This window comes from Microcoleus pseudofavosus SVA1_A4 (genome assembly GCF_036700565.1).
Lineage (GTDB): Bacteria > Cyanobacteriota > Cyanobacteriia > Cyanobacteriales > Microcoleaceae > Microcoleus.
Genome location: NZ_JAUBPE010000098.1, coordinates 1 through 22,174, shown reverse-complemented (window position 1 = coordinate 22,174; position 22,174 = coordinate 1). Strand labels below are relative to the sequence as shown.

Below are 22,174 nucleotides of genomic sequence, written 5' to 3'. Positions count from 1 at the left end.
TAAATGCCTCGCATAAAGTTGGTCAATAGCCTTCATAGCCTTGATTTCGCCTCTCGACAATTAATCCACCCTGCTTAGCAAGGGGGGGTTGGGGGGGTTATCAATTCCCAAAATCCAACAAATCGCCCGCGACAGAAACTCCACAATAGTTGAATATTCGATTGTCAATCCAAAAATTTACATCTGGGTAATCCAACCAAACGGCAACATCACCCATCGCGCCGCCAACCTCCCACCCCTAAACCAACAAAACCAAACCCTCAAACAAATCATCCTCAAAGCCCGCGTCTCCATCGGCACCGTAGAAACCGACGACGAAGGCAACAAAATTCAGCTAGAATCCCAGTACAAACGAGACGAAACAGGCCGCTTTCCCCTATTGCAACTCCTCCATCAAATCCTGATCGAACCCATCATCGACTTGCTACCCACCGATGCCAATTCCCCCATCATCTTCGTACCCCACTACGACTTATTTTTAGTTCCTTTCGCCACCTTGCAAGATAGCAACAACCGCTACCTAATCGAAAATCATACCATCCTCACCAGCCCATCCATCCAAGTATTAGAAATCACCCGCGAACATCAAAACCGAGTGCGAGGATTGAGACAAGCCGCCCTAATTGTCGGCGATCCAACCATCGCCCCAAAATTCAACAAAAACCCCTACAGACTCCGCCAAATCCCCAGGGCAAAAGAAGCAGCCGAAGCCATAGCCGCAACTTTAGGAACCGAAGCAATTAGCGGAGAAAATGCCACAAAACTCGCCATTTTAGACAGAATGCTAAACACGCGCATCGTGCATTTATCTGCCCACGGACTCCTCGACGATTTCCAAGGTTCGGGCATTCCCGGCGCGATTATTTTAGCGCCATCAGCAGACACCGACGACGGCGCGCTTAACGCTGCAGAAATTCTGCAATTAAAACTCGATTCCGAACTCGTAGTTTTAAGCGCGTGCAGCACCGGAGGCGGTAAAATCACCGGAGATGGAGTCATCGGATTGTCGCGCTGCTTCATCCTCGCCGGAATCCCCAGCATCATCGTTTCCCTGTGGAATATGGGAGCGATTTCAGCCAAATTACTAATGACTGAATTCTACCAAAATTTAGCACGGGGCGACAATCGAGCAGCCGCCTTGCGGTGTGCTATGCTAACCACAAAAGCTCGATTTCCGAGTCCCATAGCTTGGGCGGCATTTACCTTAATTGGCGAAACCGAAACTTTACCGCTGTCAACTGAAAAGAGTGATTTAAGGAGATTAGTAATGTCACTTCCCGATGATGCCACACCCGAAGAAATTGTGGCGGCTTTCACTAAGTTATTGAAAATATCCGAGCCGCAATTTGTCAAAGAATTATTAGCGATTGATTATGGTTCGACTGATAATATCAATATTATCGCTCAAACAATCAAGGATTGGTGCGAAACTAGACCTCAAATAGAAGAGAATTTAGAGAACGAAATTTATCAAATGGGTGCGGGCGGCGGTGATAGCGATCCACCGGATGAAATCCTCAGGGAGTGGGCCAAAACGGTGAAGGAAAGTCAGATTCGACTGGGTTTGCCTCCGTCGTCTGCGCCGCCTGCACCGCCAACAAATAATCCACAAACACCTTCCTAGGATAGAAACCATAAAAATCTTGTGGCCTGGGCATCTTGCCCGCCCCAAATATCTGATATAAATACTCGAAAACATCTCACCAAATTGATTATGAGCCAAGAATGGCAAATTAAAAATCCCAGCATTAGCCTCTATCCTTTCCACCTGCGGGATGATAGGGACGAAGGCTATAAGCAAGTAGCAAAAAATGCCCAAATTTTGTGGGAAAATCTAGCAGATAATGTCGGTCAAGAATTTAACATCAACGAACTAAACTCTCTCAGAGACAAGCTAATTTGCTACAAAAACGGCGTGTATTATCCCGACGGCGAAGGGGAAAATCTGACTCAGGTAAAATTGCTGATTCCCGATGGAAAAACTCTGAAGTTCCAGCCAATTACTCAGCCCGATCACCAGAAACTTGATGGTTATATCAATGCTCTGCGACTTCAGGATACTTACACCGCAGACTTGACATTTTACTATCAAAATGTCACCATAAAAGTAGCGGAGTTAACTCGATTAAATCCCCAAGGTTGCTTGTTGCCAAATGCAATTCAACCGTCTCTGGGACAGACATTATTATTATACGCCGCACCAGCAGTTTATAATACTTACCGGAAATTAGCTGACGAATCTGTTAAAGCTTTTGTACAGGATAAACAGCCAGCATCAGTAGACTTTTGCGCCGAAGGAAAGTTATTCGGTAGTCCGATTTTTGAGTATGAGAGCGGAGAAGATGATGCGTGTCAGCGGTGTCACATTTTAGTATGGTTGCAAGACAATCCCCAAACTAGGGAATTCGCAACCTCGACGTTTAGTTTTTACTTGATGAATCTGCTGTGCTATCGCTCTAAAATTGTATTTGTGTATGGCGAAGCTCGGCAAAAGTATCGCAAAGCACAGCAAATAGTGGGCGAGTTAGAAAAGAAGTTTCCCGAATTCAGTGCAATAATAGAAAGCGAACAAAATCGACAAGATAAGTTGCAGAAGTTAAAGGAGTTGCTGGCTGAAGTTCGCACTAAAATGTTGGCTTTTGCTCAGCAGATGCGATATTTGCAAGAAGACAGAAATACCATTGATACTAATGCTGAAAGTTATGGTAAGGAGTTGACAAAAATTAGAGGTTTGTGCATCCCAGGCGACAATCTGGATTTTTGGCAGAGGTTTCTAGATTTAGCTGAGGATAAGTATCAGGGGCAAATTGAAATAGATTTAAACTACCTGATTGCTAGTCAAAATTTGTTCCAGCAGTCGATATCCACTGTGCGCGGGATGGTGGAAATCGAACAGGTGGAATTGGACAGCGAACAGGAAGACAGGGAGAAAAAGCGCGATCGCCAACTTGAGAATATCATCTTTTTTGTCGGAACTGCGATCGGCGGCGGCCAAATCTTTTCAGCCAGCTATCCCCTAATCAAAGATACACCGATTAAATGGCGGCCCGATTTTTCTCTACCGCTTCATCCCTTCACCGCGACAATTATCTGGAGTTTGCTTTTCGGCGTAGGATTCGGCTTGCTGATACTGGGTATCCTGCCGCTGGCGAGAAAAATATCCCCCAGAATCATGCCGCTGGTAAGAAAAATATTGCCCAGGTAAAGCGGTGCGTGACAGTCAAGAGTAAAGGGCTGCGGTGCAATGATTTTTCACCGTCACGCACCCTACGACTGATACAAAACATTGTATTCCTAGGGAAACGGCATTGCCGTGTCCTTTAGCAAAACCGAACGGGAATACAATTCATCAAACAAAAAACCGGGTTTCTTACAAAAAACCCGGTTAACATAAACACAAGCAATATTAACACTACTCAAACCTCAATTCTTCAACAGTTTCATACCCATTTTTACCTTGTCCAAAATTGTCTTTTGCGAGACACAAGTAATCAGACAAAGCTTGCCACAATTCAAAGTATCGCGGCGGACTTCCTGCGCTTTTTCGCCGTACCAAATCTCGCGGGCGCTGGCGTTTTTCACATTACCAATCACCGGAAACTCATCGCACAATTTCACATCGCCGCGCGTATCTATCCAGTAATTGCGCAGTCCAACGCGACAAGGACGAGTTGAATCGGGAGCTTTTTCTTCCTGGAAGTGAGGCACCATCAAACGCAGCACTTCGTCGCTGTTCATAATTGGCGCGCCGTTTTTCTTCATCTCAATTAAGCGCTCAATTACCTGTGAAAATTCTTCCCTGTCTTCTTCTTCAATCCACAATTCCGAATAGGTTTCTGGCGTCCAGCGGTTGACAGGTTGGAAGTTTACCGTCGTGGCTCCAATTCCTTTCGCCCAGGTTACAATCTCCTCAAGGTGGCGGAAGTTGAGCCGGTTGATAGTGGGTTTGACGTTGATCGGAAACAGGACGTTCTGTTTTTCCTGTTCCTCGCGCAGATATCCAATTCCTTTAGAAAGTCTGTCAAACAATCCCGGTTGACCGCGCAAATAATCGTGCAGTTCAGCATTGGGCCCGTCAACTGATACATTCACATTAAAAGGACGAGCAGCGACTGTTTTGGCTGCGTTTTCCCTGGTCATGCAATAGCCGTTTGTGGTGACGCCGGCGTGGATGCCGTTCTTGTTGGCAAAGGCCAGCAAGTCTAGAAAACCTTTTTTAATATAAGGTTCGCCGCCGCTAAAGTTGATTGAAAATTCGCCCACAAATTCTTTGACGCTTAAGAGGGCATTTTGCCATTCTTCGATCGTCATTTCGTCTTTATATTCTTTGAGCCGCCAATACTCGCACTGACGGCATTTAACGTTGCAGCGTTCGTTGACGATTCCGTAAAAAGTGACTGGGCTGGTAATGTCGTATCCTGTATTGATCCGCAGCGATTCGGCTACTGCACTCTTGGTGTGCTTGACTCCCAGTCTGGACAATGTTAAAGCATCCATGTGTTCTTTCTCTTAGGTATTGTTGACTAAGTAAATTCATCGAACCCAATTTCGGACTGATTACGCATTGCTTGTAAGTAGGTATGCACCATACTAAGCGTTACTTTTGGGCGCGGCTAGATGTTTTTCAAATTTTTATAAAGTTAACTTTTGTAACATATTAGTATTTCAAATATTTAAAATACATTTTTGTTGTATTACAATCTGAAATTAGGTTAAAAGTTTGCTAAGATTTATTTTATTCAGTATTATTAATCGCTAATTTGTAACATCACTTAATATCCACTTACAATACTTAATCAAAAAACTCCGTACAACTACTTAAATACGCTGTATCAATAAGTTAAAGTTATAGTCAGATGGGAAGCCAATAAAGCAGTTAACTTCATACAAGCTTTACAATATGATGAAATCTAAGTATTTCAACGGTGAAAAATGGCTATAAATATGGGACGATATTTGCACGTACTGAAATTGTTCTGGGGTGCGGCGATTTCCGCAGAACTAGAATACCGAATCAACTTTCTATTGGCAGCCCTCAGCAGCATCGGAAACCTTGCTGGCAGTTGGTTCGGGCTGTTTCTGTTCTACCGCACCGGTTACACGTTTTCTGGGTGGAAATGGGAAGAGGCTTTAGTTGTACTCGGTATTTTTACGATTTTGCAGGGGTTTTCGTCAACGTTTCTCGCGCCCAACCTCAGCCGTATTGTCGATCGAGTGCAGCAAGGTACTCTCGATTTCGTACTCCTCAAACCCATCAGTTCCCAATTCTGGCTGTCTGCAAACACAGTCTCCCCTTGGGGAATCCCAGATTTAATCTTCGGTGCGGCATTGCTGCTGTATGCTGCTAATAAGTTGGGAGTAGAAATCGGCAACTATTTTTTAACAGCAATACCGCTGTTATTCGGAACTATTACTCTTTATAGTATATGGTTTATGTTAGGTGCAACGAGCATTTGGTTTGTCAAGATTTATAACGTTACCGAAGTGCTCAGAGGATTGTTAGAAGCGGGTAGATTTCCAATGGCAGCTTATCCCGCAGCTTATCGATTTTTCTTCACCTTCGTAGTTCCCGTTGCCTTCTTGACAACTGTACCTGCAGAAGCCATGCTGGGTAGAGGTGAAATTGTTTGGATCGCAGGGGCGGGAATATTGGCGATCGGGCTTTTATTTATCTCCCGCTACTTCTGGCAATTTGCACTCCGCTTTTACACCAGCGCTTCCAGCTAGTTAAGTGAAAATAAATCGGCTACCCGGGAGGGCGCGTGAGTGCATCAATAAACTACCTGCTAGTAAATATCGACGCCTTATCCACCCATACAACTTTATACATTTTTTTTTGCAATTTACTTATATACTTAAAAAAATGTAAAATTTAAACATATCCGGGAAATCTAAACTCTCAATAAACCACGCAAACGAGGGCAAATGAATGAAAAGAAAAAAACTGGGAAACACTAATTTTACTATCAGCGCGATCGGTCTTGGATGTATGCCAATGTCCTTAAGCGGCAGACCGCCAGAATCGCAATCAATTGCGGTAATTCACCGCGCCCTCGATTTGGGTGTCACCCTAATTGATACCGCAGATTCCTACTGCCAAGATCAATCCGACAAACACCACAACGAGCAACTGATTGCCAAAGCTTTACAAGAGTATACTGGAGATATTAGAGCTGTCACCGTCGCCACTAAAGGCGGCTTAATGCGGCCTCAAGGGGCATGGACTCGCAACGGCAATCCCCACCATTTACGCAAGACAATTCGCGAAAGTTTTGAAGCATTGGGCGGCAAGGAACCGATCGACCTTTGGCAATATCACTCGCCCGATCCCGCTTATACCATCGAAGCAGCCTTAGCACCCGCAAAAGAAGCAGTAGAAGCTGGAATGATTCGATTTATTGGAGTTTCCAACTTTTCTGTAGAGCAAATCAAACGCGCCCGCGATACAGTAGAAATTGTCTCAGTTCAGAATCAATATAATCCGTGGCACAGACAGCCGGAATCTGACGGCGTGCTGGAATATTGCGAAACCGAAAAACTGACATTTTTCCCCTGGAGTCCTCTCGGGGGAAGCCGCCGCGCCACCAGCTTGCAAGATATGCCCGCGATCGCCAAATTAGCGGAAGACAAAAACGTTTCCGTTTACTGTATAGTATTAGCTTGGTTGATAGCCCAATCGCCCTGCATCGTTCCGATTCCCGGTGCGACAAAAGTATCGAGTATTGAAGACTCTTTGCAGGCGATAGAGGTAAAATTGAGTGATGAAGAATTGCAACAAATTGCCGTAAGTTAAGTAGATAAGGGAAAAAAAAACAATAGAACAGGCAAGATGCCTGTTCCACAAAGAGAACTTTATTGTGGGGTGGGAATCTTGCCCGCCCTTAAAAGTGGGATTTAATGAGTAAAGTTGACATTTTTTGAGGAATTGAATTTAATGGAAGCTAATCAAGTGAATGCCGATCGAGATTTAGCGATCGAACATCAAAACGTACCAGTCGCCCATGAAGGACTGCACAATTTTTTATATAGTTCCGATGAGGAACACGGCGCAGTCGCTGCAATTCCTGCATTAGAAAATGACGGAACGCAAATAATGGCGATCGATACGTGGCGCGATTTGGCAACTAACGCAAAAGTCGCCGGCGTTTACGCTGTAATGGACACTTCCCGCAACACTCAGTATATAGGTTATTCGCGAAATATCCTGCTTTCAATCAACGGTCACATCGCCCAAAATGGCGCAGAAAATTGTGCTTTCCTGCGCGTGCAAACTTTCAAATTCCCGAAGCGCGAAGAAATGGAAAGTTTGCGGGATGCTTGGATAGCAGAAATCGGCAGCATTCCGCCTGGAAACGGTGATGAAAGCGAAATGTGGGCAGCTACGGTAGGTCAAGCAGCGCGCGCTGCAATGTCTGCTGAGGAACAAAAAGCTTATGAGGAAAAGAAGCTGAAATTGCGCAAAGCAATGGCAGATTCTACTCTTACCAAAGAGTTAGAAACAGCGGTCAAAAGTGACGGCGAACGCGCTAATGATTTGGAAGCGGCTGTTAACAATGATGATTGGAGTGCCGTGATTCAATCGCAAACCCAGGAAACAAAGTCCGGTTCCTAAATCTGAAAAATGTTTGTAGTGCTGAGATGTTGTACTATTTTTAGAACGGGCAAGATGCCCGTTCCACAATACATCAAATTTATTGTGGAACGGGCATCTTGCCCGCCCAAAAGAGTCAAGCTTAACCATCAACAACTGATCGGGATTAATGACTAATTTTTCGTTCAGTAACTAAAGTCAAACTTACCCATTCACCCCGATCGTTGTAACTGCGAATCATCCGAAACCGCAAGTCAGGTTCTACCAACCAACCAGCCTCGAAAAATATAGGTTTTCTGGATTCAATCTTGACAGGTAAAGTACAAGAACCGCCGTCAGGAAGCAGCAAAACTTGCACGGACAAAGCACCTTCGTTAAAGTGCAGAACTGAACCGTCAATGCGGGCGCTAGAAGTGATAACACTAGCATTACTGCCAAAAGTGATTTTGTGCACTAGGCGATCGGCTCCATCCAAATGCAATTGTAAATTGGTAGAATAGGTATCAGGAGAACGCGAATCTGGATAAATTGTCACGGCCTCCCCCTGCCATTCTCCCAGCAAATCTTCAACATTTAAAGGCGGACGTTCGGGGACATTTTTATCAAGCTGCTTTTCCCGAATTAAGGTAAGGTTTGATAAATTGCCGTCGATATTGTAGAGCTGAACGAAGCGCAACCGGCGATGATTGTAGATAAAACCAAACTCGGCACCGCACTCAGAATAAGGCGCTAGTTGAATAGTTCCCTGACAAAAAGCTCCATTCTCAAAAAACAAGATATCTCGTCCCAAACCCTGATATTCTCGAACAAGTTCGCTCACTTCCGGTTCGCCGACACCGCTGGGATTTGGGGAAAAGCGACGGAGTTTCAATCTCACAGTTTTGTTGTCATTTAGACCTTCGAGAGAAATAATGCTAGGAGTATCTTGAAGTACCTCTCCTCGCGGCGATAGCTTAGTGAATGAACCGTGCCATTCTCCCAAGTTTTGCAGAAAGTTTTCCCATTGTGATACCATATTTTTACCTTTGCATATATGTCTAAAAATAGAATTATAACTCTGCTTACAGATTTTGGATTAAGCGATGTTTATGTGGGAGTGATGAAAGGTGCGATCGCCCAAATTAACCCGCAGTTAAAAGTCATTGACATTACGCACCAAATACCCTCTCAAAATATTGCGGCGGCGAGGTTTTGTTTGATGACTGCTTTTGCTTATTTTCCGCCGGAAACCGTACATATTGCGGTCGTCGATCCGGGGGTGGGAAGCAAGAGACGCGGGGTTGCGATTAAATGTGCTAATTGCTTTCTTGTCGGGCCGGATAACGGGTTGTTTAGCGGGGTGTTGAGTCGGGAAAGTGCGATCGCATCTGTCGAACTCACGAATTCTCAATATTGGCGCACACCTCAACCCAGCAGCACTTTTCACGGTCGCGATATTTTTGCAGCAGCGGGTGCTCACTTGGCGAACGGCGTGGCTTTGGAAGAGTTGGGGGAGGATCTCGACCCTGCAAGTTTAGTCGAGTTAGAGATACCAAATTGTGCCGTTACAGCCACAGGTATAGAAGGCTGCATTCAATATGTCGATCGCTTCGGCAATCTAATTACTAATATCCCCAATAATTGCATTATAGGAAACAATTGGTCAGTAAAAATTAGCAATAGTTCGGATGCAATTCGGATACCCAGCGGTAAAACCTACAGCGACAGCGAACCGGGCGATTTAATTGCCATAACTGGTTCTGACGGTTGGGTAGAAATTGCCGTTCATGGCGGCAGCGCTCAATCTGTATTAAAATTGGAATTTGGAGATAAAGTACAAGTAATTTACAGATAGAGAGCGTAATCGGCACTTATCTCATTCTATATTTTTCTGCAAAATCTACAAGAATTTGGCGGTATTCGCTACTGTTAAAAAAAGCATCTCCATTATTGTGCTTAGCATTAGGAACAAGTAAAATTTTCTTAGGTTCAGGAGAAGCAGCATACAACTGTTTACTCATCGCAGCGGGAATCAAAGGGTCAGCAGTTCCGTGGGCGAACAAAACCGGAATTCGCAGCGATGGAACCTTAGCCAAAGAATCAAATTTTTGCGTCAGCAGCAGCCGCAGCGGAAACAGCCGCATCATACTGTAGCGTTCTACCATATCAAGCATTGAAGTGAACGAACTTTGAACAATTAATCCCGCAGCTTCTGGATGTGCGATCGCTAATTCCACAGCAACAGCACCTCCCATTGAATGACCGTACAAAAAGATTTCGCTTGGCGACAATTGCCGCTGTTTCACTAAATAATTATAAGCTGTTTCCGCATCTTCATATACCCGATCTTCGCTGGGAAAACTGCCTTGACTGCGGCCGTAACCCCGATAATCAATCAGCCAAACCGAAAAACCCAATTGCCGAAAGCGGTAAGATTGATTGATATTCGCACCGATGTTAAAACCCCTGCCGTGCAGGTACAATAGAGTGCCTAATGATTGTTGATTTGCCGCGGGCAGCCACCAACCGTGAAGTTTTTCAATTTTGCGCGATCGAGCCTTAACTGGCAACCAAACTTCTTGGTAAGCGATGTTAAAAGCATCCGGTGTTTTGGCGATTACAGGTGTTGGCTGAAAGATCAAACGAGTTTGCAGAATAAACAAGAGTATACAGGAAGCAATGTAGGCGATCGCCCAAAATTTTACTAAAGACGATAGCCATCTCAAAAAGCGCCGTTTTCTAATTTTTAGCTGGCTCATTGTTTTGCTCGCTACTTTTTAACTGCAAGTCTCAGAAACCCGGTTTTTTGGATAAACCGGGTTTCTCGTCTTTATCCAGCTACCACGAAATTCACCAACTTTCCAGGCACCACAATTATCTTTTTAATCTCCTTACCTTCAATGTGACGCTTGGCCAATTCCGACTCGCGAGCAAACTTTTCCAAAGCAGCTTTATCAGCACCCGAAGGCACTTGAATTGTGCCGCGAGTTTTGCCCATAACTTGAATCACCAGCGTAATTTCATCGGTAACTAATGCAGACTGATCGACACTCGGCCAAGTTTGCGTATGCACCGATCCACTGTTACCAGTATTGTGCCACAATTCATCAGCAATATGCGGGGCAAAAGGCGCTAACAAGCGAATCAAAGTGTTAATTCCTTCTGCATAAATTGGCGAATCTTTACACTTAGCATCATTCAAAGCATTGCTGAGTTTCATCATTTCAGAAACAGCAGTATTGAACTGATAATCGCCCTCCAAATCTTCGCTCACTGCCTTAATTGCAGTGTGAATCGCCCGTCGCAAATCCTTCTCAGGTTTACTTAATACCTCTTTCTCTCCCCCTTGACCGGGGGAGGCAGGGACTCGTCCAGCAAACTCTGTAACCACGCGCCAAACGCGATTTAAAAAGCGAAATTGCCCTTCCACATCGGCGTCGTCCCACTCCAAATCTTTCTCTGGTGGCGCTTTGAATAAAATAAACATCCGCGCCGTATCTACCCCATATTTGCCCATAACTTCCAAGGGGTCAACGCCATTGTATTTTGATTTGGACATCTTCTCGTAGAAGACTTCCAAAGCTTCGCCAGTTTGAGGATCTTTGGGATTTGCGGGGTCTATATCTGCTGGGGGAACGTATTTGCCAGTAACAGGATTTTTATAGGCCATTGCTTGCACCATGCCTTGAGTTAAGAGGCGTTTAAATGGTTCGTCACAATCGATCAAACCCCGATCGCGCAAAACCTTCGTAAAGAACCGAGAATACAGTAAATGCAGGATTGCGTGTTCGATGCCGCCGACATATTGGTCTACTGGCATCCAATCATTAGTTTTCGCACTGTCGAAGACTTGCTCTTGATTTTGAGCATCGGGATAGCGCAAGAAATACCACGAAGAATCGATAAAAGTATCCATCGTATCTGTTTCTCGCTTCGCCGGAGTCCCGCAACTTGGACAAGGAACATTTACCCAATCTTCCATCTTTGCTAACGGCGAACCTTTGCCTGTAAATTCCACATTTTCCGGCAACAATACGGGCAAATCCGATGCGGGTACGGGTACTGTGCCGCAGGTGGGACAGTGAATTACGGGAATCGGAGCGCCCCAATAACGCTGTCTGGAAATCAACCAATCTCTCAAGCGATATTGCACTCGCGCTTTGCCACAACCTGAATTTTCGGCATATCTAATAATTGCTGCTTTGCCTTGAATTGAATCCATACCGTTGAAGCTTTCAGAATTAATCATAATTCCTGGTTCTGTGTAAGCTTCGGTCAAGGGCAGCTCATCATCATCCACAATGACTACTTTAATTTGCAGTTGATATTGATTGGCAAATTTGAAATCTCGCGTGTCGTGGGCGGGTACTCCCATGACTGCGCCGGTGCCGTATTCGTACAGCACATAATCGGCAATCCAAATGGGAATTTCTTCGCCGCTGAAAGGATTGATTGCTTTGCCGCCTGTGGGGATGCCGCGCTTTGGTTTGTCTTCGGCTGTGCGATCGATCTCGCTTTGCAGTGCAACTTCTTTGATGAAGGTTTCTACGGCGGCTTTTCTGTCTTCGGTTGTCACGCGCTGAGTTAGTGGATGTTCCGGCGCTAAAACAAGGTAACTGACGCCGTAAACTGTATCGGGACGTGTGGTGAAAACGGCGATTTTTTCATCCATCCCGACAATCGGAAATTCCAAGTAAGCGCCGACTGATTTGCCGATCCAGTTGGCTTGCATTAATTTGACTCTTTCTGGCCAATCTGGCAATTTGTCTAAGTCGTTTAATAACTGTTCGGCATAATCGGTAATTTTGAGGAACCACTGCCGCAATAATTTGCGCTCGACTTTTGCACCGGAACGCCAAGAACGACCTTCGTTATCTACTTGTTCGTTTGCTAAGACTGTTTGGTCGATCGGGTCCCAATTAACTGCTGCTTCTTTTTGATAAGCTAATCCTGCTTCTAAAAATTGCAAGAAAATCCATTGAGTCCACCGATAATAATCGGGAGAACAAGTTGTAACTTCTTTTGTCCAGTCGAAAGAAATACCCAGGCGGCGAAATAAGCCTTTCATTTGGGCAATATTTTCATACGTCCATTTTACCGGCGGAATTCCGCGCTCGATGGCGGCATTTTCTGCGGGCAAACCAAAAGCATCCCATCCCATCGGATTCAATACCCGATAGCCTTGCATTCGCTTGAGTCTGGCAATTACATCGATGATTGTGTAGTTGCGGACGTGGCCCATGTGCAGGTTTCCCGACGGGTAGGGGAACATGGATAAGGCATAAAATTTAGGCTTTTGGGTATCTTCTGGCATCTGGTCTAAGTTTTGCTCAGCCCATGTCTGCTGCCATTTTTCTTCTATGGATTGGGGGTTATATCTGGAATCCACAACAATTGCTCCGTGTAGGATTTACTAATGTTTGCTTGAACATTTTGGCACATTCAAGGGGCCTCGATTAGGATTTTTCTGAGTACCAAGGATTTTGGCTCGAATATCTGTATTATATATTGTAGTATATGTAATTTGAGCTGGGGGCGATCGGCAAAACCTCCCATTCGCCGTTAAAAAAATCAGACTTACGCACGGGTGGTCAGAAACCGGGTTTTTTGTGAGAATATTTCGTTACAGTCGGCAAAACCGTAAAAAACCCGGTTTCTTTGGTCTTGATGCGTAAATCCTAAAAGAATAAATAACCGCAATTCCCAGAAACCCGATTTATAAAATAAATCGGGTTTCTTAGCATTTATTCGGGCTTAAATGCTATCTGGATCGATGTTCAATTCGCGCAGTTTGGCGGCTAAACGTTCAGCCCTTTGAGATTCTTGTTCGGCCCTTTGAGATTCTCGTTCGGCCCTTTGAGATTCTTGTTCGGCCCTTTGAGATTCTTGTTGTAGGCGCTGGCGATCTAATAACCCCTGTTCTTCTACTTCCGCATAGGAAAGAAACTTTTCGCCATCAGGTCGATAAATTTCTAACCCTTCTTCTCCCAACTCAAACCGCACACCCAATCTCGGACTTATCCATCCCTCCATCGGCTCAATTACTTCTAAATCTCCCTCAATTCTTTGCCAACCTTGCAACTCATTTCTTTCTGGATCGTAAAGGTAATACTCCTCAACTCCATGACGCTGGTAAAATGAAAGTTTCTTATTCATTTTGGTTTGGCTGTCGTTGTGGGAACGAATTTCAAAGGCGACTTGAGGAGTGATATTATCCTCTCGATATTGTATGTAGGAAAGCCGATCGCCCTTTGGCCTCCCAAATACCACGATCGTATCAGGTGCTTGAGAAATCTCTGGTTTCCCCTCAACGGGATACCAGAGTAAATCGGCGGCTACAAAAACGTTAGGGTCATTCTTAAACAGCGATTCGCAACCTTCTTTAATTTTGACAATTAATTCGTATTGAATGGTGCTTTCTGCCATCGGTTGACCGTCGCTGGAAGGATAAATGATTTCTTCGGTTGTGACTTGCATAGTGGTTGTCTCCGAGAAGTATCTCAGCTTAATTATACTATTTATGATAGCAATTTTATGCTATAGTCTTGTATATAGCGCGTCCGAGGTCTAGTGTTTGATAATCTCTCAACAAATGGAATTTTAAGGGAAGAGTGGATTAAGAATTTTCACTCTCCGAGCGACCAATTTGTTGTAGAAGAAATAGAAAATTTGTAAAATAGAACTGTTGGTTAAAATCAGAGGTAAAAATGAGTGGATTATTTAATGTTCTAGAAAATATAAAAGCTAGACCGGGGATGTACATTGGTAAATCTTCACTTAGCGATTTGTTTGTGTTTTTGGCTGGCTATAAAACAGCTAGGCGAGAATTTGGGATTGAGCCAAGTGAACAGGAAAATGAGTTTTACGGGGAGTTTCAGCCTTGGTTGCAGAAACGCTTTAATGTACAGTCGGTGAATTCTTGGGCGAAAATTATCATGCTTTATTCAGTAGACGAAAGGGAGGGATTTGAGTATTTTTTTCAGTTGCTGGATGAGTTTTGGCGGCGGAATGAAAGTTTACAGGTTGATGAGGTTGATGTTAATGCAGAAAAGGCGATCGGCGATAAGGGCGATCGCTCATTGGCGCTCTAATTCTGCCAATTTTTGCTGGGCAAATTCGCGGAGTGTTTCGTCAGAATCGTTCTGAGCGCGATCGCGCACAAGTTCTAAAGTTTGAGGGCGATCGGGATATAGCTCAATCATAGCTGCAAGAGCTGCTTGTCGCGGGTTACCTTGCCACTCATCCTCGCGATCGAAGGGGTCATGGATAGCAACATCGCACAATAATTCAAATATCCCAGACTCATTTTTCCACCCCCGTGCTAATTCTTGTACTGCTGCACGTCGCACAGCCCAATTATCGTCTGATTGAGCCCATCTTTTGAGCCAAGGTAAGGTTTCTGGGTCATCTTTCCACCCCCGTGCTAATTCTTGTACTGCTGCATATCGCACATCTGGATCATCGTCTGATTGAGCGCGTTGTTTGAGAATGGGTAAGGTTTCTGGGTCATCTTTCCACCCCCGTGCTAATTCTCGTACTGCTGCTTGTCGCACATCCCAATCATCGTCTGATTGAGCGCGTTGTTTGAGCCAAGGTAAGGTTTCCGGGTCATCTTTCCACCCCCGTGCTAATTCTTCTACTGCTGCACGTCGCAAAATCCCACTATGGTCTGATTGAGCGCGTTGTTTGAGCCAAGGTAAAGTTTCTGAGTCATCTTTCCACCCCCGTGCTAATTCTTGTACTGCTGCTTGTCGCACAATCCAACTATGGTCTGATTGAGCCAGTTGTTTGAGAATGGGTAAGGTTTCTGGGTCATCTTTCCACCCCCATGCTAATTCTTGTACTGCTGCATATCGCACCTCTCCATCATCGTCTGATTGAGCCAGTTGTTTGAGAATGGGTAAGGTTTCTGGGCCATCTTTCCAGCCCCGTGCTAATTCTTGTACTGCTGAAGAGCGCACATCCGGATCATCGTCTGATTGAGCGCTTTGTTTGAGAATGGGTAAGGTTTCTGGGTCATCTTTCCACCCCCGTGCTAATTCTTGTACTGCTGCATATCGCACCTCTCCATCATCGTCTGATTGAGCCAGTTGTTTGAGAATGGGTAAGGTTTCTGGGTCATCTTTCCACCCCTGTGCTAATTCTTGTACTGCTGCACGTCGCACCTCTCCATCATCGTCTGATTGAGCCAGTTGTTTGAGAATGGGTAAGGTTTCTGGGTCATCTTTCCACCCCCGTGCTATTTCTTGAACTGCTGAAGAGCGCACATTCCCATTATCCTCTGATTGAGCCAGTTGTTTGAGCCAAGGTAAGGTTTCCGGGTCATCTTTCCACCCCCGTGCTAATTCTTGAAATGCTGCACGTCGCACAGCCCAATTATCTTCGGATTGAGCCAGTTGTTTGAGAATGGGTAAGGTTTCTAGGTCATCTTTCCACCCCCGTGCTAATTCTTGAAATGCTGCACGTCGCACAGTCCCATCATCATCAGATTGAGCGACTTGTTTGAGCCAAGGTGAGGTTTCGGGGTCATCTTTCCAAGTTGCTGCAACTGCTGCTACTGCTTGTCTGCGAATTTCATAAACTAGGTTGTCATATTCTTGAGGTGTAGAAGCACTGCTATTTTCGTATTTAGTTAACTCTTTGACTCGATCGCGCAACTTACTAGCAATAGCAGCAATATCATTTCTATTCTTGACTTCTGAAACACACTCCGTTGCCAAAAACAGATTACTAAAGTTTTCTGCTTGCCCATTTTCATCAATCAAGTATTCCAGAATGTTACCTGTAAATTTAGCATCAAGCCTTCCCGCCATTAAACGTAACACTTCATGCCAAGACTCATCTCGCCAGTGTTCCCGAAAAATTTGAATCAAACCATCTAATTCAATCGTTTTTTGTTTCTCAAATTGTCGCAAAAACTCCCAAGCACAAAGAGATAATATCATATCCGGTTAATTATCATCCATAATAAAAGTCGTTTGCAGTCGCTGACTTGAGTCCTGATTAGCTCAAAGCTGTCAAAATAGCGAGCAGCGGCGCTTCAAAGCTGCTTGCAAAAGAGTGTTGTACAGTTTCTCCTTAACAGTATAAGCGCCGAATCTTTCCAAGTGCGGATTGTTCATTTGAGCATCGAACATCAGATAAGATCGATCGCGCAATCTCTCCACCAACTTCACCATCGCCACCTTAGAACCCTCGGGAATTCGGTAAAACATCGACTCCCCAATAAACGCGCCACCTATAGACAATCCGAGAATACCGCCCGCCAATTCGTCGCCGCACCAAGTCTCGAAGCTGTAAGCCCAACCGGCCTCATACAAACCCCAGTAAATCTGTTTGAGTTCCCTAGAAATCCAAGTCGTTTCGCGATCGGCACAACCCTCAACCACCGCCCCAAAATCGCGGTTCACAGCCACCGAAAATCGATTTTGATTGATTTGGCGGCGCAGGGATTTCGGATAGGTAAATCTTTCATCCAGGGGAATCAGCGCCCGCTGCCGGCTCGAATACCACCCCAAACTTTCCTCGCCGTCATTTGCCATCAAGAAGTAGCCTTGCGCATATCCTTGTATAATTGTCGGTATATCATATTGCATATATTTATCAGTTGTCATTTGTCAGTTAACTTTTCAAAGTCAACATTAGCAATTAGGAATAATCATGTCTGAAACCATCGAACCTATTACCTTACCGCCCGCCAAAAACCCCGAACAAGAAGGCCAATGGCTCCAACAAACGCTGCTGGCATGGCTAGACTCCGAGTTTATCCCAGAAGCAGCCAACCAGCAAATAGCTAAAAGGGCTGCCCAAATCTATGTCCGCCAGCGCATGGAAGGGGAAAACGACTTGGGCAGCCTCGTAATTGCGATCGTCACCGAAATGCAGGCTTATGATTTTTCTAAAAGCTTCTACGGCGAATTTGCGATCGCCAATGCCGTCAGCGACTTGTTACTCGAAAGTCTCGGCATCGATAAATGCTGCGGCCAGTGAAGCAAGAAGGAGGAAAATTTAACTCATAAGTCTGAAACAAAAATCAACCCCAAACATAATCCTGCCGATTAATCGTGAGTTTTTTTCTTCTTTCTTCCTTCTTCCTTCTTCCTTCTCCCTTCTTCCTTCTTCCTTCGTGCTACCAGCTAGACTTCACAACACCGGGCAAAAGACCTTCGTGAGCCATTTCTCGCATCACGTTGCGAGACAGTCCGAAGTCACGATAATAACCTCTGGGCCGTCCTGTTGCCCAGCAGCGGTTCCGCAAGCGAGTCCGCGAACTGCTGCGGGGTAGCTGTTGCAGTTGGCGGTGAATCGCCATTTTGTCCATCTGATTGTTAGCTTGGTCAAACTGGTCTTTCAGGTCTTCCCGCTTGTCGGCGTACTTGTCTACGAGTCTCTGGCGCTTTTTCTCGCGCTCGACCATGCTCTTTTTAGCCATAATCTGTTGATATCCTTAGATAAATCACAATCTACTATTTTACTATATTTTTGTCATTTTGGATAACTTTAGTTGGAAATATTTTTATTTACACACAACAACTTATCTCATTTGTAGGGTGCATCAGGTAATATTGTTCGATCGACAGTTGCTCTAATTCGAGCTGACGCACCCTAGGAACTACTCCTGGTTCTCGCCAAGAGTTTGTTGCGGGTGCGTGTCGAATGTGGAGGATGCGAACTGCGGACACATCTTCACTTTCGGCAATAGTGAAAATAATGCGGTATGAGTTGCGCCCTTTACCGTAAAGTAACTGCCTAATTTCTTTACTGAAGTATTGATTTTCCCTGGCGATAGGACAGCGTTTTGGCATCGCCGATCAAGACTCGATCGCCTTCAACAATCCCTCATACTACTCCCTTGCCTTCTCTGGTGATGTCATCTGAGATAATAGCAGGAATGCACTATCCGCTTGTGCTTCTGCAACGCTAGAAATTTCCATGAGATATGTCATCAGTTTGTTGGAAAACTGTACTTGGTGCGCTGTGATTTAGCAAATTCATCAAAAGAACGGAACCGTCCTAACTCAAAATCATTTAACCCCTCCTGAATACCCTCAATAGCTTCTTCAGAGTCTCGGGCTTCCCATTGTAATATTCGAGTTAGCAATTGGGCAGCAACAAGGCTAATATCTTGTCCTTCCCGATTCGCTTTTTCACGAAGTAGTGCCTCTATTTCTGGACTGAGGGAAATCGCAATACTCATATACTTACTTCCTTAGCATTAAGCTGTTGATAATAATTATAGCAAACTCAAAAAACGATCGACCGATCGAGTTCATTTATAAACTCTTCACTCTAGCAATTGTAAGGTGCGTCAGATTCTATATTTTAATGCTAGTTGCTAGCCTCGGCACTGACGCACCCTCCGAAATATTAGCAGAAGGACACAAATCTGCAAGTTCGCAAATATTGCAAACCGGATTTCTGGCATTACAAACTGCCCTGCCGTGATAAACCAACCGAATCGACCAATTTTCCCAATCCGGCTGCGGCAACAATACCATCAAATCCCGCTCGATTCTCAAAGGATCGGTATGTTCGGTCAATCCCAACCGCTGAGTCAAACGTTTGACGTGAGTGTCTACGGTCACGCCCATATTAATACCAAAAGCGTGACCGAGAACGACATTAGCTGTTTTGCGGGCAACTCCGGGCAATTCTAGCAGCAGTTCCATCCGCTGCGGCACTTGATTGTTGAATTTATTGACGATCGCCTGACAAGCACCTTTAATATTTTTAGACTTATTGCGGTAGAAACCAGTCGATCGCACGAGACGTTCCAATTCTTCTAAATCAGCATTTCCCAAAGCAACCGCATCTGGAAAACGCTCAAACAAAGCCGGCGTTACCAGATTTACTCGATCGTCCGTACACTGAGCCGAGAGAATCGTCGCCACCAGCAACTGCACGGGAGTTTCGTAGTTGAGAGTACAAGGAGCTTCTGGATAGAGGCGTTTGAGGCGAATCAGAATTTCTAGCGATCGTTGTTTCAAACTTAACTTTTTAGTCATTTGTTATGAGTTATTTGTTATGAGTTATTTGTTATGAGTTATTTTTTAAATCGTTTCCGGTTGCATCGGAATAGTATATTTGGATAATGTCAGTGCGAGCGTCCCCGCTCGCGATTTTGTTAGCGAGGACGCTCGCGATTTTGTTAGCGAGCGAGGACGCTCGCGATTTTGTTAGCGAGCGAGGACGCTCGCACTACCTAATACAGTCAACCGTCAACAATCATTTCGGTGCAACCGGAATTGATATCATTTACTGTTGCATTAAACTTCGCAAATCAAACCCAGCCAAATTAGCTGTATCGCGAATAATCAAGAAAACTCCCAAACCCAACAACAGCACCAAACCAGTCTGCATAACATTTTCCTGAATCCGGTTCGGCAGAGGCTTGCCCCGCAGTCCTTCTATCAACAGAAAAGCTAGCTGACCGCCGTCCAAAGCAGGTAAAGGCAAGATATTAATCACAGCCAAATTGATGCTAATTAACACCGCATACTGAAACAAACTCGCAGCATCCGATCGCGCAATCCCTGCACCAATAGCCACAATCGCCACAGGCCCGGACAACTTGTCGGCAGTCTGGCTGAAATTGCTAAGTAACTGCCCGAAACCTTGAACCGTCAGCACCACAATCCGCTCAAATTCTGTCGCGGCCTTGCTAAACGCCTCTAAAATTCCTGCCCGCTGCCGCACGACTGTGCCGTTAGAAGTTAGCTGCACGCCAATGCGACCTTTACCGTCGGGGGACTTTTCGGGAGTGACTGTCACCAGAAATTTTTGTTCTGCACGCTGAATTTCCAACGCTAGGGGTTGGTTGGGATGATCTTGGATTGCTGCGACCAATAATTTGATTGCTTCGCGGGAAGCGCCCAATTCCTTGCCGTCAACAGACAGAACAACGTCGCCCGATCGAATTCCGGCTTGTTTCGCGGCCGAACTGACTTCTGCGGCGACTTCCGGGACTTTAACTCCCGGTAGGTAGTTCATGGATGCCGCGCCGACAGTGCCCAATTGCACCACCAGCAGGAAGTAAGCAAAAATTAAGTTGGCAATTACCCCAGCACTAATGACGATCGCCCGATCGAGCACGGGGCGATTTCGCAACAAATTCGGGTCATTTGGGGGAATTGTACTGTCTGGATCGTCGTCCGGGAAACCCACGAAACCTCCCAGGGGAAAGGCGCGGAGGGCATATTCAGTTTCCGGGCCTTGGTACTTCCAGAGGATGGGCCCGAAACCGATAGAGAAACGGTTGACGTGGATGTGTTGAAGTCTCGCCGCCAGGAAGTGGCCGAGTTCGTGAACGACAATCAAGATACCTAAAACTGCGATCGCTGCCAAAACTGACATGAAGGATTCCACTAACACTTTTACTGGACTTTGATTTATTTTAATATCTTTTTAATATCGGCGGCTTCGGAGCGGCAATTTTCAGTCAAACTGGAAGGTGGTGTTTTTGTCGGAAGTCCCGGGCGCTGCGATCGAACCGATGCTGCCAAACCGATCGCGCGATCGTACCTGAGTTTACCTCATTAGCAATTCCTCATTACCAATTCCCTATTACTAATTCCCCATTATGAAAGACACTTCTTTGAATATTATCGCTATTTCTATCTTTGCCATCACCGTTTCAATATTGTTGGGGCCCCTATTCAACTTGCCAGAATCCGTACCTGCGATCGCCACTTTTTGCCTGTTGGGGCTAGCTACTCTCGACAGTTTCCAGTGGCAAGGTCAAGGCGGTACCATTTTATTAGATTGGCTGGGGGGAACTTCCAAACAAAAGCGCGATCGTATCCTTCACCACGAAGCCGGACACTTCCTCGTTGCCCACCTCTTGGGAATTCCCGTAACCAGCTACGCCCTCAACGCTTGGGAAGCATTTAAACAAGGCCAAACAGCCCAAGGCGGCGTCCGATTTGAAGACGAACAATTAGGATCTCAACTCCAAAGCGGCACTCTTTCCGCCCAACTTTTAGACCAATACTGCACCGTGTGGATGGCCGGAATAGTCGCCGAAAAATTTGTTTACGGCAGCGCACAAGGAGGAGCAGAAGACCGTACAAAAATCAGCGCAATTTTAACACAACTGCGCCGTCCCAGTTCCGAAATTCAACTCAAACAAAACTGGGGTTTGCTGCGAGCAAAAAACCTGATTGAAAGCCACAAATCAGCTTACGAAGCCCTAGTAGCAGCAATGGAAAAAAGAGCAACCGTAGCCGAATGCTGCGACATTATCCAGCAAAATTTGTAGGAGAAAGATTACGCACTCTTGCCTGATAAACCCGGTTGCTTTGTATATTTGTTACTAAAACCCAGATTTTACTTATAAACCGGCTTTAAGAGCGTAAATTTTATAGAGATTTAAAATTCATGTCAGAACCAAAAAATTTTGCAACAACACTGCAAACAGCGAACCAAAATACAGAAAAATTGCTGTGGCTGTTCGGTTTCCGCATCGACTCCGACACCGAAATACCAAATCTATATACTCTAATTGTTTATGGAGAACAAGAGCCGCCTTGGGAGCATCCCACTTTTGCAGTCAGTATAAATACTCAGACAATTGTCTGGCTAAGCTGATGGCATAATAGAAAGCAG

General features: G+C 45.2%; 23 protein-coding genes. 11 read left to right on the top strand and 12 right to left on the bottom strand.

Annotated features, from left to right (window positions below):
* The first annotated feature begins 88 nt into the window (after positions 1–88).
* Both QUA02_RS29550 and QUA02_RS29545 read left to right on the top strand, forming a co-directional pair.
* A complete protein-coding gene (locus QUA02_RS29550) occupies positions 89–1,624 on the top strand; it encodes a CHAT domain-containing protein (RefSeq protein WP_333033103.1) in 1,536 nt (511 codons plus the stop codon).
* 90 nt (positions 1,625–1,714) lie between these two features.
* Positions 1,715–3,205: a hypothetical protein gene (locus QUA02_RS29545; RefSeq protein ID WP_333033102.1), complete on the top strand. Its 1,491-nt coding sequence runs from the start codon at positions 1,715–1,717 to the stop codon at positions 3,203–3,205.
* A 218-nt stretch (positions 3,206–3,423) separates the two neighbouring features.
* Here QUA02_RS29545 and QUA02_RS29540 read toward each other — a convergent pair whose 3' ends face one another.
* Positions 3,424–4,497, bottom strand: coding sequence for a radical SAM protein (locus tag QUA02_RS29540; RefSeq protein ID WP_333033101.1), 1,074 nt, complete (start codon positions 4,495–4,497; stop codon positions 3,424–3,426).
* 435 nt (positions 4,498–4,932) lie between these two features.
* Here QUA02_RS29540 and QUA02_RS29535 point away from each other — a divergent pair, with 435 nt between their 5' ends.
* The 3 genes from QUA02_RS29535 (at position 4,933) to QUA02_RS29525 (ending at position 7,612) form a co-directional block, all read left to right on the top strand.
* Positions 4,933–5,727 carry an ABC transporter permease gene (locus QUA02_RS29535; RefSeq protein ID WP_445305219.1) on the top strand — a complete coding sequence of 265 codons (795 nt, stop codon included), beginning with the start codon at positions 4,933–4,935 and terminating at the stop codon, positions 5,725–5,727.
* Positions 5,728–5,929: 202 nt separating this feature from the next.
* Positions 5,930–6,793: an aldo/keto reductase gene (locus tag QUA02_RS29530; protein WP_333033100.1), complete on the top strand. Its 864-nt coding sequence runs from the start codon at positions 5,930–5,932 to the stop codon at positions 6,791–6,793.
* Positions 6,794–6,934: 141 nt separating this feature from the next.
* Positions 6,935–7,612: a GIY-YIG nuclease family protein gene (locus QUA02_RS29525; RefSeq protein WP_333033099.1), complete on the top strand. Its 678-nt coding sequence runs from the start codon at positions 6,935–6,937 to the stop codon at positions 7,610–7,612.
* Positions 7,613–7,757: 145 nt separating this feature from the next.
* Here the strand turns inward: QUA02_RS29525 and QUA02_RS29520 are convergent, their stop codons facing one another.
* Positions 7,758–8,606, bottom strand: a complete 849-nt coding sequence (locus QUA02_RS29520; protein ID WP_333033098.1) for a DUF3598 family protein — start codon at positions 8,604–8,606, stop codon at positions 7,758–7,760.
* A gap of 18 nt (positions 8,607–8,624) precedes the next feature.
* On the opposite strand from QUA02_RS29520, the gene QUA02_RS29515 reads away from it, so the two are divergent.
* Positions 8,625–9,425: an SAM hydrolase/SAM-dependent halogenase family protein gene (locus QUA02_RS29515; protein ID WP_333033097.1), complete on the top strand. Its 801-nt coding sequence runs from the start codon at positions 8,625–8,627 to the stop codon at positions 9,423–9,425.
* A 16-nt stretch (positions 9,426–9,441) separates the two neighbouring features.
* On the opposite strand, the gene QUA02_RS29510 is transcribed toward QUA02_RS29515, so the two are convergent.
* From QUA02_RS29510 to QUA02_RS29500, 3 genes are all read right to left on the bottom strand, one after another.
* A complete protein-coding gene (locus QUA02_RS29510; RefSeq protein ID WP_333033096.1) occupies positions 9,442–10,329 on the bottom strand; it encodes an alpha/beta hydrolase in 888 nt (295 codons plus the stop codon).
* 71 nt (positions 10,330–10,400) lie between these two features.
* Positions 10,401–12,959 (bottom strand): leucine--tRNA ligase, encoded by a 2,559-nt coding sequence (leuS, locus tag QUA02_RS29505; protein ID WP_333033095.1) that lies wholly within the window; start codon positions 12,957–12,959, stop codon positions 10,401–10,403.
* A 365-nt stretch (positions 12,960–13,324) separates the two neighbouring features.
* The gene (locus tag QUA02_RS29500) at positions 13,325–14,047 is read right to left on the bottom strand and encodes a Uma2 family endonuclease (RefSeq protein WP_333033094.1); all 723 of its coding nucleotides are present in this window, start codon (positions 14,045–14,047) and stop codon (positions 13,325–13,327) included.
* Positions 14,048–14,277: 230 nt separating this feature from the next.
* Here QUA02_RS29500 and QUA02_RS29495 point away from each other — a divergent pair, with 230 nt between their 5' ends.
* Entirely contained in the window at positions 14,278–14,661 is a 384-nt protein-coding gene (locus QUA02_RS29495; RefSeq protein WP_333033093.1) for a hypothetical protein, read from the top strand.
* Here QUA02_RS29495 and QUA02_RS29490 read toward each other — a convergent pair.
* Positions 14,647–16,515, bottom strand: coding sequence for a HEAT repeat domain-containing protein (locus QUA02_RS29490; RefSeq protein ID WP_333033092.1), 1,869 nt, complete (start codon positions 16,513–16,515; stop codon positions 14,647–14,649). The genes QUA02_RS29495 and QUA02_RS29490 overlap by 15 nt on opposite strands.
* Positions 16,516–16,587: 72 nt before the next feature.
* Positions 16,588–17,184: a leucyl/phenylalanyl-tRNA--protein transferase gene (aat, locus tag QUA02_RS29485; RefSeq protein ID WP_445305218.1), complete on the bottom strand. Its 597-nt coding sequence runs from the start codon at positions 17,182–17,184 to the stop codon at positions 16,588–16,590.
* 46 nt (positions 17,185–17,230) lie between these two features.
* Here aat and QUA02_RS29480 point away from each other — a divergent pair, with 46 nt between their 5' ends.
* On the top strand, positions 17,231–17,560 hold the full coding sequence (locus tag QUA02_RS29480; RefSeq protein ID WP_006633845.1) for a DUF8822 family protein: 330 nt from the start codon (positions 17,231–17,233) through the stop codon (positions 17,558–17,560).
* Between the two features lie 139 nt (positions 17,561–17,699).
* Here the strand turns inward: QUA02_RS29480 and rpsN are convergent, their stop codons facing one another.
* From rpsN to rseP, 5 genes are all read right to left on the bottom strand, one after another.
* Positions 17,700–18,002: a 30S ribosomal protein S14 gene (gene rpsN / locus QUA02_RS29475; protein WP_242721574.1), complete on the bottom strand. Its 303-nt coding sequence runs from the start codon at positions 18,000–18,002 to the stop codon at positions 17,700–17,702.
* An 88-nt stretch (positions 18,003–18,090) separates the two neighbouring features.
* Complete coding sequence (locus tag QUA02_RS29470; RefSeq protein ID WP_333033091.1) at positions 18,091–18,375, bottom strand: hypothetical protein; 285 nt, start codon at positions 18,373–18,375, stop codon at positions 18,091–18,093.
* 140 nt (positions 18,376–18,515) lie between these two features.
* A complete protein-coding gene (locus tag QUA02_RS29465; RefSeq protein ID WP_333033090.1) occupies positions 18,516–18,767 on the bottom strand; it encodes a hypothetical protein in 252 nt (83 codons plus the stop codon).
* A gap of 118 nt (positions 18,768–18,885) precedes the next feature.
* Positions 18,886–19,575: an endonuclease III gene (nth, locus tag QUA02_RS29460; RefSeq protein WP_333033089.1), complete on the bottom strand. Its 690-nt coding sequence runs from the start codon at positions 19,573–19,575 to the stop codon at positions 18,886–18,888.
* Between the two features lie 250 nt (positions 19,576–19,825).
* Positions 19,826–20,923, bottom strand: a complete 1,098-nt coding sequence (rseP, locus tag QUA02_RS29455; RefSeq protein WP_333033088.1) for an RIP metalloprotease RseP — start codon at positions 20,921–20,923, stop codon at positions 19,826–19,828.
* A 30-nt stretch (positions 20,924–20,953) separates the two neighbouring features.
* On the opposite strand from rseP, the gene QUA02_RS29450 reads away from it, so the two are divergent.
* From QUA02_RS29450 to QUA02_RS29440, 3 genes are all read left to right on the top strand, one after another.
* On the top strand, positions 20,954–21,109 hold the full coding sequence (locus QUA02_RS29450; RefSeq protein ID WP_333033086.1) for a hypothetical protein: 156 nt from the start codon (positions 20,954–20,956) through the stop codon (positions 21,107–21,109).
* A 40-nt stretch (positions 21,110–21,149) separates the two neighbouring features.
* Positions 21,150–21,827: an ATP-dependent Zn protease gene (locus QUA02_RS29445; RefSeq protein WP_333033085.1), complete on the top strand. Its 678-nt coding sequence runs from the start codon at positions 21,150–21,152 to the stop codon at positions 21,825–21,827.
* 119 nt (positions 21,828–21,946) lie between these two features.
* Positions 21,947–22,156 (top strand): hypothetical protein, encoded by a 210-nt coding sequence (locus QUA02_RS29440; RefSeq protein WP_333033084.1) that lies wholly within the window; start codon positions 21,947–21,949, stop codon positions 22,154–22,156.
* Positions 22,157–22,174 lie beyond the last annotated feature (18 nt).

What these genes read in the sequence shown, in the direction of transcription:
- QUA02_RS29545 (WP_333033102.1), top strand. Translation starts at nt 1,715, where the DNA reads ATGAGCCAAGAATGGCAAATTAAAAATCCCAGCATTAGCCTCTATCCT.
- QUA02_RS29540 (WP_333033101.1), bottom strand. Translation starts at nt 4,497, where the DNA reads ATGGATGCTTTAACATTGTCCAGACTGGGAGTCAAGCACACCAAGAGT.
- QUA02_RS29535 (WP_445305219.1), top strand. Translation starts at nt 4,933, where the DNA reads ATGGCTATAAATATGGGACGATATTTGCACGTACTGAAATTGTTCTGG.
- QUA02_RS29530 (WP_333033100.1), top strand. Translation starts at nt 5,930, where the DNA reads ATGAAAAGAAAAAAACTGGGAAACACTAATTTTACTATCAGCGCGATC.
- QUA02_RS29525 (WP_333033099.1), top strand. Translation starts at nt 6,935, where the DNA reads ATGGAAGCTAATCAAGTGAATGCCGATCGAGATTTAGCGATCGAACAT.
- QUA02_RS29520 (WP_333033098.1), bottom strand. Translation starts at nt 8,606, where the DNA reads ATGGTATCACAATGGGAAAACTTTCTGCAAAACTTGGGAGAATGGCAC.
- QUA02_RS29515 (WP_333033097.1), top strand. Translation starts at nt 8,625, where the DNA reads ATGTCTAAAAATAGAATTATAACTCTGCTTACAGATTTTGGATTAAGC.
- QUA02_RS29510 (WP_333033096.1), bottom strand. Translation starts at nt 10,329, where the DNA reads ATGAGCCAGCTAAAAATTAGAAAACGGCGCTTTTTGAGATGGCTATCG.
- QUA02_RS29500 (WP_333033094.1), bottom strand. Translation starts at nt 14,047, where the DNA reads ATGCAAGTCACAACCGAAGAAATCATTTATCCTTCCAGCGACGGTCAA.
- QUA02_RS29495 (WP_333033093.1), top strand. Translation starts at nt 14,278, where the DNA reads ATGAGTGGATTATTTAATGTTCTAGAAAATATAAAAGCTAGACCGGGG.
- QUA02_RS29490 (WP_333033092.1), bottom strand. Translation starts at nt 16,515, where the DNA reads ATGATATTATCTCTTTGTGCTTGGGAGTTTTTGCGACAATTTGAGAAA.
- aat (WP_445305218.1), bottom strand. Translation starts at nt 17,184, where the DNA reads ATGACAACTGATAAATATATGCAATATGATATACCGACAATTATACAA.
- QUA02_RS29480 (WP_006633845.1), top strand. Translation starts at nt 17,231, where the DNA reads ATGTCTGAAACCATCGAACCTATTACCTTACCGCCCGCCAAAAACCCC.
- rpsN (WP_242721574.1), bottom strand. Translation starts at nt 18,002, where the DNA reads ATGGCTAAAAAGAGCATGGTCGAGCGCGAGAAAAAGCGCCAGAGACTC.
- QUA02_RS29470 (WP_333033091.1), bottom strand. Translation starts at nt 18,375, where the DNA reads ATGCCAAAACGCTGTCCTATCGCCAGGGAAAATCAATACTTCAGTAAA.
- QUA02_RS29465 (WP_333033090.1), bottom strand. Translation starts at nt 18,767, where the DNA reads ATGAGTATTGCGATTTCCCTCAGTCCAGAAATAGAGGCACTACTTCGT.
- nth (WP_333033089.1), bottom strand. Translation starts at nt 19,575, where the DNA reads ATGACTAAAAAGTTAAGTTTGAAACAACGATCGCTAGAAATTCTGATT.
- rseP (WP_333033088.1), bottom strand. Translation starts at nt 20,923, where the DNA reads ATGTCAGTTTTGGCAGCGATCGCAGTTTTAGGTATCTTGATTGTCGTT.
- QUA02_RS29445 (WP_333033085.1), top strand. Translation starts at nt 21,150, where the DNA reads ATGAAAGACACTTCTTTGAATATTATCGCTATTTCTATCTTTGCCATC.
- QUA02_RS29440 (WP_333033084.1), top strand. Translation starts at nt 21,947, where the DNA reads ATGTCAGAACCAAAAAATTTTGCAACAACACTGCAAACAGCGAACCAA.